The following is a 14,100-nucleotide window of genomic DNA, read 5'->3' on the forward strand; positions in this document are numbered from 1 at the left end:
CCACCCCGGCCACCCCGGCCGCACCGGCCGGGGTGATCCCCGCCGTCCGGCCGACCGAGCCGGCGGCGCTGCCAGCCGTCACCGACCGCACCCTCGGCAATGGCCTGCGGGTGCTGGTGGTGGAGCGCGGCAGGGTGCCGATCGTCGAGGTGCGCCTGCGTATCCCGTTCGCCGGGCTCGGGCCCGTGCATCAGGCCCGCGCCGAGGTGCTGGCGGATACCCTGTTCACCGGGTCGAGGCGGCTCGACCGGGTGGGGCTTGCCACCGAGGTCCAGCGGCTCGGCGGCTCGCTGTCCACGGGGGTCGACAGCGACCGGCTCGCCGTCGTCGGCTCCGCGCTCGCGGTGAACCTCGAGCCGCTGCTGGAGATCATGGCGGACGTGCTGCTCGGCGCCACCTATCCTGACGACGAGGTTGCCGGCGAGCGCGAGCGGATCGTCGAGGACACCGCGGTCGCCCGTAGCCAGCCCGCGGTGATCGCCCGCGAGGCCCTGCTCGGACGGCTGTTCGGCGACCACCCCTACGCCATCGGCATCCCCGACCCGATCGTGGTCGGGCAGGTCGGCCCGGCGGACGTGCGTGCCCTGCACGCCGAGCGGGTCTCGCCGGCCGGGGCCATCCTCACCCTCGTCGGCGACGTGTCGCCCGAGCGGGCACTGAACGCGGTCTCCGCGGCGCTCGGCGACTGGTCGGGACGGCCCGCGGCGGGCGCGCCACCGCTGCCCGAACTGCGTACCGGCCCGATTGTCATCGTGGACCGCCCCGGCGCAGTGCAGACGAACATCCGCCTCGGCGGGGCGGCGCTGGACCGATCCACCCCCGGCTACCCGGCGCAGCGGTTGGCCAGCACGATCTTCGGGGGGTACTTCAGCTCCCGGCTGGTCAACAACATCCGCGAGGACAAGGGCTACACGTACTCGCCTCGCAGCTCGATCGACCACTACCAGGTCGGATCGCGTTTCACCGTGGCCGCGGACGTCGCCACCGAGGTGACCGGCCCGGCTCTGCTGGAGATCCTCTACGAGCTCGGTCGGCTGGCGGTCCTGCCGCCGACGCAGGACGAGCTCGATGCGGCCCGCCAGTACGCGGTCGGCACGCTCGCCATCGGCAGCGCCACCGCCGCGGGGCTCGCCTCGACGCTGTCGGCGCTTGCCGGCGTGGGCATGGGCGTGGAGTACCTGCGCGACCACCCGCGTGCGCTGGCCGAGGTGACGGCCGCCGACGTCCAGGCCGTCGCGGCCGACCTGCTGGCACCCACCGGGCTGGTCACGGTGCTCGTCGGCGACAAATCCAAGATCACCAAGGCCGTGGGGGCGCTCGGACTGATCGACTCCTGACGCCGCCTGCCGGGTCGAGCGCGAGGCACGTCAGCCTTCGGGCAGCGCCGCGCGTTCGCCCGGCGGGCGCCGCAGCCGGGTGTCGACCGGCGCCCGCCGGATCTGTCGGATCTACCAGGTCTACCGGCCGGTCAGTGCCGGCCGGAGGTGGACCGCGGTGGCGTCGGGCGGGGCGCGCCGCCCGACTCCGGCGTCGCGCCGGCGGGACCGCTACTGCCGGCGGGACTGCCACTGCCGGCGGGACCGGCGCCAGCGGGACCGCCCCGGCCACCGAGCTCCCCTGGGAGCACCGCTCGCGGGTCCCCGACCGAGTCCACGACCTGCCGGGCCAGGTCATGGACTCGGCGGCCCATGCCTCGTGCGGTCCGCCGCAACCGCTCGAACGCCTCCCGCGGCCGGATCTGATTGCGTTCCGCCAGCACGCCGATGGCCTGCTCGACGATCACCCGGGACGCCAGGGCGTGCTCGAGCTGGACGACGGACAGCCGTAGCTGCTCGATCTCGCCGAGATCACGCTCCGCCCGGCGCGGGCGACCGGGTGGGGCGAGGTCCTCGGCCAACAGGTCGGCGAGAACCATCGCGGAGATGAGATCGCCGACCGGGCGCACCTCCGGCCCTGGACCCTCCACGACCCAGCCGGCGGGCGTCCGCCGCAGCCGCATGTCCGCGGTGGAACGTCGGGGGACGGCGGGAGCCGGCCTGGCGCCGCCGGTCCCCACGGGTCCGGTGCCGCCGCCGGGAACAACGGGCGGCGGAGTAGGACGCGGCGGCCCGGCCCGGCCGGGCGGCCCGGGGCGGCCCACCCGCGCAACGGTCTGCGGCGACGGCACCCGGCCGGGCGGCCGTGGGGCGGCCGGGATGGCTGAAGCGGCCGAGGTGGCGGGGGCCGGCTCCGGTCTGTCCTCGGGCCCCGGCGTGGCACCCTCCGGCGCGCTGGGCACGCCGGAGGACGGTGGCGGGGATGCCGTGGCAGCCTCCTGCGCGGCTTCCCCGCCCGGTGACCCGGATCCGTCACCGTCGCGCGTCGCGTCCCCGCTTGCGGCGGACCCGTTGCCCGGCGGTTCGACCGAAGTATGGCCGCCGTTGCCGCCGTTGCCGGGGTCGACAGCCGCCTCCCGATGGTCCCCGGGGCGCGGTCCATTGAGCGAGACCGCCGGCGGGGACGGCGCGGGGATGTCACCCGTGGCCGCCAGGGCGTCGGCGATTGCCCGGACCAGGGCCAGGATGTCGGCGGACACGGCCACCTCGTCGCGGTCCAGGCCGACGAGAAAACCGAGCAGTCGACCATCCGGAGGGATCACCGGCATCGCGAGATAGCTGCGCACCCCCAGCAGGCGATGTTCGGCCGTGTCGGCCGCGGGATGTCCCGGGCCGACCCCGGCCGCCGCCGTGGGCGCACCGTCGAGCATCCGGGCGATGATGCTGTCCGCCCGGGGATAGTGGGTTCCCTCGCCGAGATCGGCGAAGGCTCCGGTCACGCGGAGATAGCTCGTCGTCGTCGCAGATACCACGACGAAACAGGCTGTCTCCATCCGGTTCAGGGCACGGGCGGCCCGCAGCGCGGCATCGACGGTGCTCCACGCCTGTTCTGAAGGTACTGACGACACAAGCCGAACTCTCCCACAAACTTCACGGGCAGTGACGGACACCGTCCCACGAGCCGGCCGCGTGTGCGGTGGGAAGGTAAGAACTCCCGGGATGTTGTTGCTCTACGTATCCGTTATGCGGCAGAAGTGACCTTCTCGGTGACCTGGCGGACGCTCGGGTTCGTCATCACAGTGCCATCGGGAAAGAGCACGGTCGGTACGGTCGCGTTCCCGTTGTTGGCATCGCGGACAAGTTGCTCTGCTGTCGGGTCGTTCTCGATATCAACAGTGGTGTACTCCAGCCCGGCCTGGTCGAGTTGGCGCTTCAGTCGAACGCAGTACCCGCACCAGGAAGTCGTGTAGATCGTGAGCACGAATGGGCCTCCAAGCCACTGGGACGCAACGGTTGGTTCAACAGTGTCGCGCCTGCGGCGCTTCCCGATGAGCGCGGGGACTACCGTGTCGAGGGATGTCCGGATCGCCTGCCCCCGCCGCGCGGGCCGCTGCCTCGCCCGCGGCCGGGGATCTGCTGGCCGAGCTCGATCCTGAGCAGCGGGCCGCGGCCGATGCCCCCCTCGGGCCGGTCTGCATCCTCGCCGGTGCCGGTACGGGCAAGACGCGCACCATCACCCACAGAATCGCCCACATGGTCGTGGACCGGGGGGTTGGCTCCGGCCAGATCCTCGCCGTGAGCTTCACGACCAGGGCGGCGGGGGAGCTGCGCGGCCGGTTGCGGGCCATGGGTGTGCCCGGGGTGCAGGCGCGCACTTTTCATTCGGCGGCGTTGCGGCAGTTGCAGCACTTCTGGCCGGCGGTGGCCGGTGGGCCACTGCCCCGCCCCGAATCCAGCAAGATCCCCAACATGATGCGCGCCGCGGGGCGCCTGCGGCTGCGGACGGACCGCGCCGAACTGCGGGACCTGACCGCCGAGGTCGAGTGGGCCAAGGCCAGCCTCGTCGCGCCCGGCGACTACGCCCGGATGGCGGCGGCCAGCGGCCGGGAGACCGCCATGCCGGCGGAGGTCATCGCCCGGCTTTACGCCGCGTACGAGGAGGTCAAGCGGGAGGCCGGCGTCGTTGACATGGAGGATCTGCTGCTGCTCACCGCGGCGATGATCGAGGAGCACGGGTTCGTCGCCACCGAGGTCCGTGCCCGGTACCGCCACCTCGTCGTCGACGAGTACCAGGACGTCAACGCGTTGCAGCAACGTGTGCTCGAGGCCTGGCTCGGCGAGCGCGACAGCCTCTGCGTCGTCGGTGACCCGCACCAGACCATCTACTCGTTCGCTGGCGCCACGCCTCGCTACCTGCTCGACTTCCCGCGCCGTTACCCCGACGCGGCCCTCGTCCGGCTCGTGCGGGACTACCGGTCGACCCCGCAGGTCGTGGGGTTGGCGAACCGGCTCGTGCAGGCGGCGCCCGGCACCCGACTCGTCGCCGCGGCTCCGGACGGCCCGCCGCCGGTCTGGCTGGAGTGCGACAGCGAGGCGGACGAGGCCGCCGCCGTCGCCAGCCGCATCCGCACACTGATCGCCCGGGGAACGCCGGCCAGCCGCATCGCCGTGCTGTACCGGATCAACGCCCAGTCGGAGGCCTACGAGGCCGAGATCGGCGCGGCCGGCATCGCCTACCTCGTGCGCGGCGGTGAGAAGTTCTTCGCCCGCACCGAGGTGGTAGCGGCGTTGCGGCTGCTGCGGGCCGCTCTGCGCTCGGCCGACACCGATCGGCCCGACGGGCTCGCCGACACCGTCGCCGACATTCTCGGCGCGTTGAACTGGCGGGCGGACCGGCCATCGGCGGGGTCCGGCGCCGAGCGGGAGCAGTGGGAGAACCTCGCCGCCCTGCATCGGCTGGCCACCGACCTCGCCGCCCGCTCCCCGCAGGCGGACCTCACCGAGTTCGTCGCCGAGCTCGGCGATCGCGTCACCCACGAGCATCAGCCCACCGTGGAGGGAGTGACGCTGTCCACGCTGCACGCCGCGAAGGGCCTGGAATGGGACGCGGTCTTCCTCGTGGGGCTGGCCGATGGCACGCTGCCGCTCGTCCACGCGAAGACCGCCGAGCAGATCGCCGAGGAACGACGCCTGCTCTACGTGGGCGTGACGCGGGCCCGTACCCACCTCATCCTGTCCTGGGCGTTGGCCCGCGCCGACGGCCGGCGCTCGCGGCGCCCGTCCCGGTTCCTCGACGACCTGCGGCCGGTGCGCCGTGGCCTCGGCCCCACCGCCGACGGGCGGGGTGGCGCTGGTTCCGCCGGCACGAAAGGGGCCGTCGGCGCGAAGGGGCAGCGCGGTGCAGCGGGTGGGACCGGCGCCGGCGATGGGCCGAGCCGGGGGCGCTCGGCGGTGCGCTGCCGGGTCTGCGGGCGGGCCCTGACCGGCGCCCAGGCCCGGGTTGGGCGCTGCGACGGCTGCTCCGGCGACGTCGACGGCGCGCTGTACGAGCGGCTGCGGGCGTGGCGGGCGGCGACCGCGCGCGAACTGCGCATGCCCGTCTTTGTGATCTTCACTGACGCGACCCTGCAGGCGATCGCCGAATGCCGGCCGGGCTCGGTCGCGGAGCTTGTCCAGCTGCCCGGGATCGGCCAGGTCAAGCTCGACCGCTACGGGCAGGCGGTGCTCGATCTCGTCGCCGGGCGGACTCCGCCGGCGACGCCCGCCCGCGGCCTTCCGTAACCACGGGTGTCCGGAGCGCGACACAGAAAATAAGTTGAGGTTCGCGTGGTGACCTTCTACGGTTACCCACGACGCCTGGTGCACGCCCGGAAGTGGTCGCGCTCAACGGCTCCCCGAGAAGGAGGTGATCTCGCAGTGCTCAGCATTTTGATGAACAAAGCCGGCACCGAGATCGCCCGTCCGTGGGGTTATCTGCCCGGCTCGGCGGCCATGGGCGCCGACAGCACGGTCAGCGCCGTCCTGACGGCAGATGTCCGTGTGCTGACGGCCTGCCATGGCAGCGGGGTCCGGGGCCAGGGGACGGGTGCGCCCGCCGCCATCTCGGGTTCGACCCTTGGTCGGGGCGGGTTCACCACGATCGCCGTGCGTCCGGCCGGCGAGCCGATGCGTCGGCTCCCCATGTCCTGGAACCCGGCGTCCGCCGATCCCCAGGCGTCCGAGCACGCAGACCGTCACCTCATCTTGGGATCCACTCGCGCTCCGCTCCCGGACTAGCTCCGCGGAGCCGACGCCGAGGCCGCGATCCCCATGGGGATCGCGGCCTTTGTCGTTTCGCTTCTTCCAACCGCTCGAAGACCTACCCGTGTCGGAGGTGACACCGGTGTTCGATCACTCGATCGGCTCCCGGATCGAGCGGGATCGGCTCGTCCTGCCCTGCTGGGACGTCGATCCTGAGATGTTTTTCGCTGAGTCCCCGGCGGAGGTGGAGACCGCCAAGGCGGTCTGCCGTACCTGCCCGGTCCGGGTGGCATGCCTGGCCGCGGCCCTTGGCCGGGCCGAGCCCTGGGGGGTGTGGGGCGGCGAGCTGGTGGTGACCGGCGCTGTCGTGCCCCGCAAGCGGCCCCGGGGCCGGCCGCGCAAGGTGCGTCCGGAGGAGGTCGCGGCCTGACAGGCGCGGCGGGCGGGACACCGTTTCGTCGGCGTCCCGCCCGCCACCGTTGGCCGTTGATTTCTTCCAGTTCTCCCGCCGGCACCGGTACTGTTCCGGCGTGCCCAGCAGCGAGCGTGTATATCCGATGTCGACCGGAGTGGGAACGGCGCCGGGCGTGGCGCCGGGATCGGCCGGGGCCGACGACCTGTCTCTCGCCGTCGCCGCCCTCACCAGTCCCGAACTGGCCGAGATCGTGGATCTCGCCGCCTGGGTGGACGCCGGCTGGCTCCATGTGGCCAACGCCGACGGCTCGGCCCGGCTGCCGGTGACCGACCCGGACGGTCCCTGGGAAGTTCGCCACGGGCGGCACCCGCTGGCCTGCCAGGACCCGATGCACGGGGTTCCCCTGGCCGCGGCGCTGACGGATCCGTCGCCGCCGAACGAACGCGACTCCTATCCCTACGCCGGCCGCCGGCTGCTGTCCGCCTTCGGGGATGCCACCAGGTCGCCCGACCTCATCGTCGTGCACACCCCGCGGCACTACTGGCCCGAACGCGGCGGGCACCTCGGCGAGCACGGCTCACTCAACGCCGGGCAGTCACGCGCCCCGCTGGTGCTGTCCGGCCCCGGCGTGCGGACCCGGGGGCTGCAGCCCGGCGCGGCGCGGATCATCGATGTCGGGCCCACCCTCGCCGCGCTCGCCGGCGTGACAATGCCCGCCGCCGAGGGCACGCCGCTGACCCGCCTCGCCGGTCCGGGCGCGCGCCACGTCGTCGGCCTGCTGTGGGACGGCGCCAACAGCAACGACCTGTTGCACCTCGCCCAGACCGGCGAACTGCCGAACGTCGCCCGCCTGCTGGCCAAGGGGACCGCGCTGGCCGGCGGGGCGATCGCCGAGTTCCCCAGCGTGACGCTGACCAACCACACGTCCGCGTTGACCGGCGTCGGACCGGGACGGCACGGCATCCTGCACAACGTCTACTTCGATCGAGCCACCGGTCGCCAGGTGATCGTCAACGACGTGAAGACCTGGCACGCCGCCTGCGAGCAGCTCCGCGACGGCGTTGAGACGTTCTTCGAGGCCGTTGCCCGCCAGCGCCCCGGCGCGGTGAGCGCCTGCGTGAACGAGCCCGTCGACCGGGGCGCGCACTACTCGACGTTCGGCCTGGTCCGGGCGGCCGGCAACACCGGCGGCGCCGGTGACATGGGCGACTACCTGCCGCCGGCCGAGGGCGACCCACACGCCAGCGTGCGCTGGGTCCACGAGAACCCCGACTACGCCTGGTCCACCCGGGTCGACGCGCTGGGCCTCGCGCAGGTCGTTCAGCTGTGGGCGCCGGGCACGACCCCGCCCGACGTCATGTGGTGGAACACCACGATCACCGATACCGGCCATCACGGCGGTGGTCCCTACTCGGAGCAGTCCCGCGCCGCGCTGCGGGACGCGGACGCCCGCCTGGGCAGCTTTCTCGACCTGCTCGTCGAACGCGGCCTGCTGGCCGAGACCGCGATCCTGCTGACCGCCGACCACGGCTCGGAGGCGGCGGACCCGGCCTGTCGCGGCGACTGGGGTGACGCCCTGCGTGCCGCCGGCGTCCGCTTCCGCGACGAGGGCTACGGCTTCCTGTACCTCGGCGAGTCCGCCGTCGGGATCGCCGCCCCCTAACGTGCGCACCAGGTCCTCGTGGCCGCCCGCGACAGATCGGCGAGCCCACGCGCGGGCGGTGCCTGCCGTCGTCGGCGGCAGGATCTGCGGGCTGACCGCCGCGGCCGTCCAGGACGGCCGCGGAGCGGGCGACGGTTCGCGCTTCCGCGGCGGACGCGTGGGGGAGCGCCTCCGCCGGTGCGAAGCCTTCGGCCATGTCGACGCGGGCGTCAATCCTCGGCGGTGACCGGGTCCGATGGTGCTTCGCCCCGGGAGGCCTGGCGAGGGGGGGCTGCCGCCCGTACCCGGCCGGCGGCGCGTCGCGGGCTGGCCGCTGCGGGTGCGATCGGGGGGTCGGCCGGGGAGACAACGGGCTTTGTGGCGCGCCGTGATGGCCGCGGCGACCGGCTCGTTTCGGCGGGTTCGGCCTGCGTGGGCACCGCGTCGGTCTCGTGCGTGGGTTTGGGCGCCGCGTCACCGGCAGGCTTCCTGGCCCGCGGGGTCGCCGGAGCGCGTCGCGGCTCGTCGCCCCTCGTCGCGGCCTCGGTCGGCTGGTCGATCCGTTGATCGGCCCGCGCCTTCGTGGCTCGCTCCGGCTTCGTGGCGCGTCCTGGCTTCGGGGTCTTCGCGGCCTTGGTGGTTCGGCGGATCCGGCCGCCGGTCGGGGCACCGGGGAGCACGACCGGACCGGGCATCGGCCGGATGACCCCGGCCTCGTCTCGGACCGCCAGGACGGGCAACGGCCGGTCCGGACGGTTGGCCTCCTCGGCGGCCAGGGCGGCCGCGGACCCGGGCTCGGCGAATCCCGGCTGCCAGCGCTCCATCTCGGCGCGGAAGTGACCGGTGCTGCCGAGCTGGCAGAGGATCCCAATGGCGCCGAGCGTCACCCGGTGGATGAGCAGGTACGACGGCGGGAGGTTGAGCTGGCGGCCGAGCTGCGCCGCGGCGGAACGCCAGTCGCTCAGGCGTGCCGCTTCCTTGCGCAGCCACGCTCGCGAGAAGGTGAACTCCTCGTCGGCGATCGGCGCCAGCATCGGCGCGAGGTAGTCGAGCAGGTCGTCCTCGTCTATCTCGGCCGAGGGCGGGATGAACCCCTCGTCGCGCAGGCCGGCGGCGACCGCGTCCGCGTCGCCGGCCAGGGTCTGGCGGGCCAGCCGGCCGATCGGCGCCGGCAGCCCCCCGGGCAGGCGGTTCACGGCGCCGAAGTCCAGCACGCCGAGCCGGCCGTCGGGCAACAGGCGGAAGTTGCCCGGGTGCGGGTCGGCGTGCAGCAGGCCGACCCGCCCGGGACACGAGTACAGGAACCGGACGAGCAGCAGGCCGGCGGCGTCACGCTGCTCGGCGGATCCGTCGGCGATGATGGCGGACAGCGGGATTCCGTCGATCCACTCGCTGACGAGCACCCGGTCGGAGCCGGCGAGCGGGCGCGGGACGACGATGTGCGGGTCGTCGGCGTACGCCTGCGCGAAGGCCGACTGCCACGCCGCCTCCAGCCGGTAGTCGAGCTCCTCGGTGATCCGGGCCTTGAGCTCCTCGACCAGCGGCTTGATGTCCAGCCCCGGGGTCACCGCGCTGAACAGCCGGGCTGCCCGCCCGAGCTGGGTGAGGTCGGAGATCAGGGCCGGCCCGGCCCCCGGGTACTGCACCTTCACCGCGACGGCCCGGCCGTCGGACCACACCGCCCGGTGGACCTGGCCGATGCTCGCCGCCGCGGCCGGCGTGTCGTCGAACTCGACGAACAGCGACCGCCAGTCCGCCCCGAGCTCCTCGGCGAGGACGCGGTGCACCACGGACGCCGGCAGCGGTGGCGCCGCCTCCTGGAGCTTGGTCAGCGCGGCCCGGTACGGCGCGGCGACCTCGTCGGGCAGGGCCGCCTCGAACACGGACAGCGCCTGACCGAGTTTCATCGCGCCGCCCTTGAGCTCCCCGAGTACGCGGAAGACCTGCGCGGCGGTGCGTTGCTGAAGTTCGGAGGCAACGGCCTCCGCGGGACGGCCCCCAAGACGTTTGCCGACGCCGAGCGTGGCTCGGCCGGCGATTCCGATCGGGAGCGTGGCCAGTTTGGCGGTGCGGACGACGGCCCGCCGAGGGATGTCGGACACCGCTCTATCGTGCCCTGTTCCGAGGCGTGGGGGGTGCTTGCCGTGGGTAACAGCCTCGGCGGGGTTGCCACGGCCGAGCCCGGGCGGCTCGGTTGGTGGGTGGCCTTCGGCAGCAGGGTCTCAGGCATCGGTGTCGGCCTGTTGCGCCGCAGTTCGGGCGGTGCGGCAGGGACAGTTGGGGTGCACCGGCCAGCTGCGCCGGCGGATACGCCAGTCCGGCAGGGGAAGCTCCAACGTCCCGTCCGCTGTTATCGGAAGGATCTTCGGAGCGAAACTTGGTGTGTCGAACATCTCATCTTCGGTGCTTGCGATTGCGGGTGGCAAGTCCGAGTTGTCGGACTGGCGAGGTCCCGGGCCGGGGCTTGGAGCGGGCGGGACGGCGAGATCCAGGAAGGCCAGCGCCTGCATGGCGGCGAGCGCGGCGACGAGGCTGGCGAGGGTGATCTCGCACGGGTCGTGGCCGGCGGTGCGCGGGCGGACCAGTTGCATCGCCAGCATCGGCCAGACCGGGTCACGAGCGTGCCGATGCAGGTGCTGGCAGTGCAGGCAGGCCGTCACGGCCGGCACGACGAGCGGGCCGACGATCCCTGTCGTCTCGCGTACTCCGGCCAGCAGGTGCGCGGTCCCGCCGCGTTCGAGGTCGAGGCAGGCGCCGGGCGCGACGGTCGGCGGCCCGACCGGGGCCAGCACGATCAGGTCCGCGCCGAAGACGTCGATCCCCGGTCCGTCATCGCGCATCGAGGGAGGCCGGCGCGCGCCTGCGGCCGCACCGGGACCGGGGCTGCGGTCCGTCTGGCGGCGCACCCGGGCCATCGCCGTTCCCGCGGCGAGAGCCCGGGGCCGGCCGACGTCATCCAGGCGCAGCCCGCCGGGAGACACGTCGGCGGCCGTCGTCATCTCCGCGTCGTCGACGACGACCCGGCCGACTCCGGCCGCGGCGAGCAGGGTCGAGATCTGGGCGCCGACCCGGCCGGCGCCCCGCACGAGCACCCGCGCGGTGCGCCGCGCGGCGATCACTCGGCGGGGGCGGGCCGGATCGGTCGAGCGGACCGACAACGCCGCGAGGTCGGGCGAGAGGCGGTCGCGGTCGGCCGCGGGCAGCGGCGTCGTGCCCGGGGGCGGCGCCGCGTCGTCGAGCAGGCCGGCCCCGCTGAGCAGATCGAGCAGGTCCCACGCGGCGGCGCCGCCGTCGAGGCGGACCTGCTCGAGCGTGCGCCGGCCGTCGAGGGCGTCGAGCAGGGCCGCGTGGGACGGGCCGAGGCCGGCGACGAGGACGGCCCGAGCCGGGTCGATGCCGAGTTGCAGGGTGGAGCCGTTGTGCCAGAGCCGACGAAGGCCCGGCTTGAGGATCGGGCGCATGGATCCTCCGCAGGTCCGCCGGCGGCCGGAGCCACCGGACACGGATCAGGACGAACCGGCCGATCGGCCGGTTGATCCCCACCGTGCCACGCGGGTCCGACGGGACGCGAGAGCGCGTCGTCGGCTGTGGAGAGCCTGTGGACGGTCCTGTGGATCGTGTCTGGTCCAAGCGTGCCTGACGCCAGGGTCAGCCGGCGGCGCCGGGGCCCGAATCGCCGGGGCCCGAATCACCGGGGGTGTCTGGCTTGTCCGTGGGGCCGCCGCGGGGTTTCCCGCCGCCCTCTGCGGGTGGCGTGTCGCGGAGCTTCTCGATCTCACCGATCGGATCGTCGATGTTGCTGGCCGACGCGCCGGTGACGAAGCCGTCCGGCGCGGCCAGGTCGGCCGCCGTGGGGAGCAGGTCAGGGTGCGCCCAGAGCGCGTCGCGCCCCTCCCGCCCGCGGGCCTCAGCCAGCGCCGCCCACAACGCGGCGGCCTCGCGCAGCTTGCGCGGGCGCAGGGAGAGCCCGACCAGCGTGGAGAAGGTCTGCTCACCGGGCCCGCCCTCGGCGCGCCGGCGCCGGACCATCTCGCGCAGCCGGCCGGCGGCCGGCAGGTGACCGGTGGCCGCGGCATCGGTCACGTGGTCCACCCAGCCCTCGATGAGGGCGAGGATCAGCTCGAGACGGGCCAGCGCCGCCTTCTGCTCGGGCGTGGTCGCGTCGGCGAAGACGTCCTCCCCGAGCGCCTCGGACAGCCGCTCCGGGTTCATCAGGGCGGTCGGGTCGACCATCCGCATCACCCGGCCGACGGCCTCGGTGTCGACCGCGATGCCGCGGGCGTACTCCTCGACCGCGCCGAGCACGTGGGCGCGCAGCCAGGGCACGTGCGCGAACAGCCGGGTGGAGGCGCCCTCCCGCAGCGCGAGGTAGATGCGCACCTCGTCCTCGGGAATCTCCAGCCCGGCGCCGAACGCGGCGACCCCCGCCGGGACCAGCGCGGCCGTCCCGGCCGGCCCGAGGGGCAGGCCGACCTCGGTCGACGACACGACCTCCGCGGCAAGCGTGCCGATCGCCTGCCCCACCTGCGCGCCGAAGAGCATGCCGCCGACCTGGTTCATCATCTGCATGATCGGCCCACCGGCCCCCATCAGGGCGCTGAGGTCGAGGCCGGGCGGCAGGGCATCGCGCAGCTCGCTGGGCAGTTCTACCCCGCCGCCGCCGAGCTGGCTCAGCCCGCTGGAGATGCCGGTGCGCATGGCCTCGACGACCTTGGTGGCGATCGGGTCGCACAGGGTCCGCCAGACCGGCAGCGTCTTCTCGATCCACTCGACTCGCGACCAGGCGGCGCCGGTCGTCGCGCCGGCAGGCAGGGTCGTCACCGGGTCGAGCCAGACATCGGCGATCCGCAGCGCCTCGTCGGCCATGTGCTGCTGGCCCATGGGAACGCTCGACTCACCGTCTCCCAGGGAGCGCACCGCCACCTGCCGAGCCAGCTCCCAGTTGACCGGACCGCCCTGCCAGGACAGCAGCCGCTCCAGCTCGGCGAAGAACGGCGCGCCGCCGCCGAAGGGGGACCGGGGCTCCTCGCCGCCACCGGCGGACGCGAAGCCGAACGGGAAGTCGCCACTCATCGGACGTGGCCTGATCGGGAAGCGGTACGTCGCACGCGCGGTTGGGACATGAACCCACGGTAATGCGTTTTCTGCCCGCCGGGCGAAACGGAGCCCGCCGTGGCCGGTTACGGTCGTAGACGTGGACTCGACGCGTTCTCCCGCACCCGTCCCATCAGCCGGTGCCCTGGCGCGCGCGACCGCCCGGGCGGCTGGGCCCGCCCCGGCGCAGGGGGAGTCGGCAACGAATGTCAACCACGATCTCGACCGCGATCTCGGCCCCGGCACCGAGCCCGGCGCCGTGGCCCCGGCCAGGGTCGTGCTTGCGGACATTCGTGACACCCCGTTGTCGGTGGACGAATGCATGGCCGCCGTCCTGCTCCCGGATGTGGGCGGGATTGCGCTGTTCGTGGGCACCGTGCGCGACCACGACTCCGGCCGCGGGGTGGCCGAGCTTGCTTACGAGGCGCATCCGCGGGCGGCCGCCGAGATCGAACGCGTGGCCGCCGAGGTGGCAGCCGGCGCGCCGGTGCGGGCGATCGCGGTCGCCCACCGTACGGGGCACCTCCGGGTAGGTGAGACCGCGGTCGTCGTGGCGGTGGGCGCGGCCCACCGAGCAGAGGCATTTGCCGCCTGTCGTCGTCTGATCGATGACATCAAGGAGCAGGTTCCGATTTGGAAACACCAGATTTTCACCGATGGCGCGGCTGAATGGGTAGGCGCCTGCTGAGCGGGGCACCTACGATAGAAATAAGTCATCTTCTTACTCGTCTCGACGTCGAGGCTCCTATGTGGTTCCTGTTGATCCCCCCCGTCGCCCTGCTCCTGACGGCCGTGTGGGTCGCCCTGCGCGGCCGGCCGGACCGCACCTCCGAAGCCATGATCACCATCGCGGGCTACCGGCGCAGCATGGCCGCGCTCGCCCGCCCGATACC

Annotated in this window: 11 protein-coding genes; 6 read left to right on the plus strand and 5 right to left on the minus strand. The window is 73.7% G+C overall.

Annotated elements, in window-relative coordinates; genetic code table 11:
* Window positions 1–1,337 (plus strand): M16 family metallopeptidase (locus NBZ83_RS21750; RefSeq protein WP_264763651.1); only part of this gene is annotated, 1,337 nt, incomplete at its 5' end.
* A gap of 131 nt (window positions 1,338–1,468) precedes the next feature.
* Here NBZ83_RS21750 and NBZ83_RS21755 read toward each other — a convergent pair.
* Both NBZ83_RS21755 and NBZ83_RS21760 read right to left on the minus strand, forming a co-directional pair.
* Window positions 1,469–2,944, minus strand: coding sequence for an ANTAR domain-containing protein (locus NBZ83_RS21755; protein WP_261564808.1), 1,476 nt, complete (start codon window positions 2,942–2,944; stop codon window positions 1,469–1,471).
* A gap of 113 nt (window positions 2,945–3,057) precedes the next feature.
* A complete protein-coding gene (locus NBZ83_RS21760; protein WP_261556932.1) occupies window positions 3,058–3,297 on the minus strand; it encodes a mycoredoxin in 240 nt (79 codons plus the stop codon).
* A 95-nt stretch (window positions 3,298–3,392) separates the two neighbouring features.
* Here NBZ83_RS21760 and NBZ83_RS21765 point away from each other — a divergent pair, with 95 nt between their 5' ends.
* The 4 genes from NBZ83_RS21765 (at window position 3,393) to NBZ83_RS21780 (ending at window position 8,134) form a co-directional block, all read left to right on the plus strand.
* Window positions 3,393–5,597, plus strand: coding sequence for an ATP-dependent DNA helicase UvrD2 (locus tag NBZ83_RS21765; RefSeq protein ID WP_261564807.1), 2,205 nt, complete (start codon window positions 3,393–3,395; stop codon window positions 5,595–5,597).
* 135 nt (window positions 5,598–5,732) lie between these two features.
* Entirely contained in the window at window positions 5,733–6,092 is a 360-nt protein-coding gene (locus tag NBZ83_RS21770) for a glycerate kinase (protein WP_261564805.1), read from the plus strand.
* A 106-nt stretch (window positions 6,093–6,198) separates the two neighbouring features.
* Window positions 6,199–6,486: a WhiB family transcriptional regulator gene (locus tag NBZ83_RS21775; RefSeq protein ID WP_261556935.1), complete on the plus strand. Its 288-nt coding sequence runs from the start codon at window positions 6,199–6,201 to the stop codon at window positions 6,484–6,486.
* Window positions 6,487–6,613: 127 nt separating this feature from the next.
* Window positions 6,614–8,134 (plus strand): alkaline phosphatase family protein, encoded by a 1,521-nt coding sequence (locus tag NBZ83_RS21780; protein WP_261564804.1) that lies wholly within the window; start codon window positions 6,614–6,616, stop codon window positions 8,132–8,134.
* Between the two features lie 209 nt (window positions 8,135–8,343).
* Here NBZ83_RS21780 and NBZ83_RS21785 read toward each other — a convergent pair whose 3' ends face one another.
* The 3 genes from NBZ83_RS21785 to NBZ83_RS21795 form a co-directional block, all read right to left on the minus strand.
* Window positions 8,344–10,215, minus strand: coding sequence for an AarF/UbiB family protein (locus NBZ83_RS21785; RefSeq protein ID WP_261575696.1), 1,872 nt, complete (start codon window positions 10,213–10,215; stop codon window positions 8,344–8,346).
* A gap of 120 nt (window positions 10,216–10,335) precedes the next feature.
* A complete protein-coding gene (locus tag NBZ83_RS21790; RefSeq protein WP_261575698.1) occupies window positions 10,336–11,574 on the minus strand; it encodes a ThiF family adenylyltransferase in 1,239 nt (412 codons plus the stop codon).
* A 187-nt stretch (window positions 11,575–11,761) separates the two neighbouring features.
* The gene (locus tag NBZ83_RS21795) at window positions 11,762–13,186 is read right to left on the minus strand and encodes a zinc-dependent metalloprotease (RefSeq protein WP_261575699.1); all 1,425 of its coding nucleotides are present in this window, start codon (window positions 13,184–13,186) and stop codon (window positions 11,762–11,764) included.
* A 280-nt stretch (window positions 13,187–13,466) separates the two neighbouring features.
* Here NBZ83_RS21795 and NBZ83_RS21800 point away from each other — a divergent pair, with 280 nt between their 5' ends.
* On the plus strand, window positions 13,467–13,895 hold the full coding sequence (locus tag NBZ83_RS21800; RefSeq protein ID WP_261564799.1) for a molybdenum cofactor biosynthesis protein MoaE: 429 nt from the start codon (window positions 13,467–13,469) through the stop codon (window positions 13,893–13,895).
* Window positions 13,896–14,100 lie beyond the last annotated feature (205 nt).

The sequence above is a fragment of the Frankia gtarii genome (assembly GCF_025403375.1).
Lineage (GTDB): Bacteria > Actinomycetota > Actinomycetes > Frankiales > Frankiaceae > Frankia > Frankia gtarii.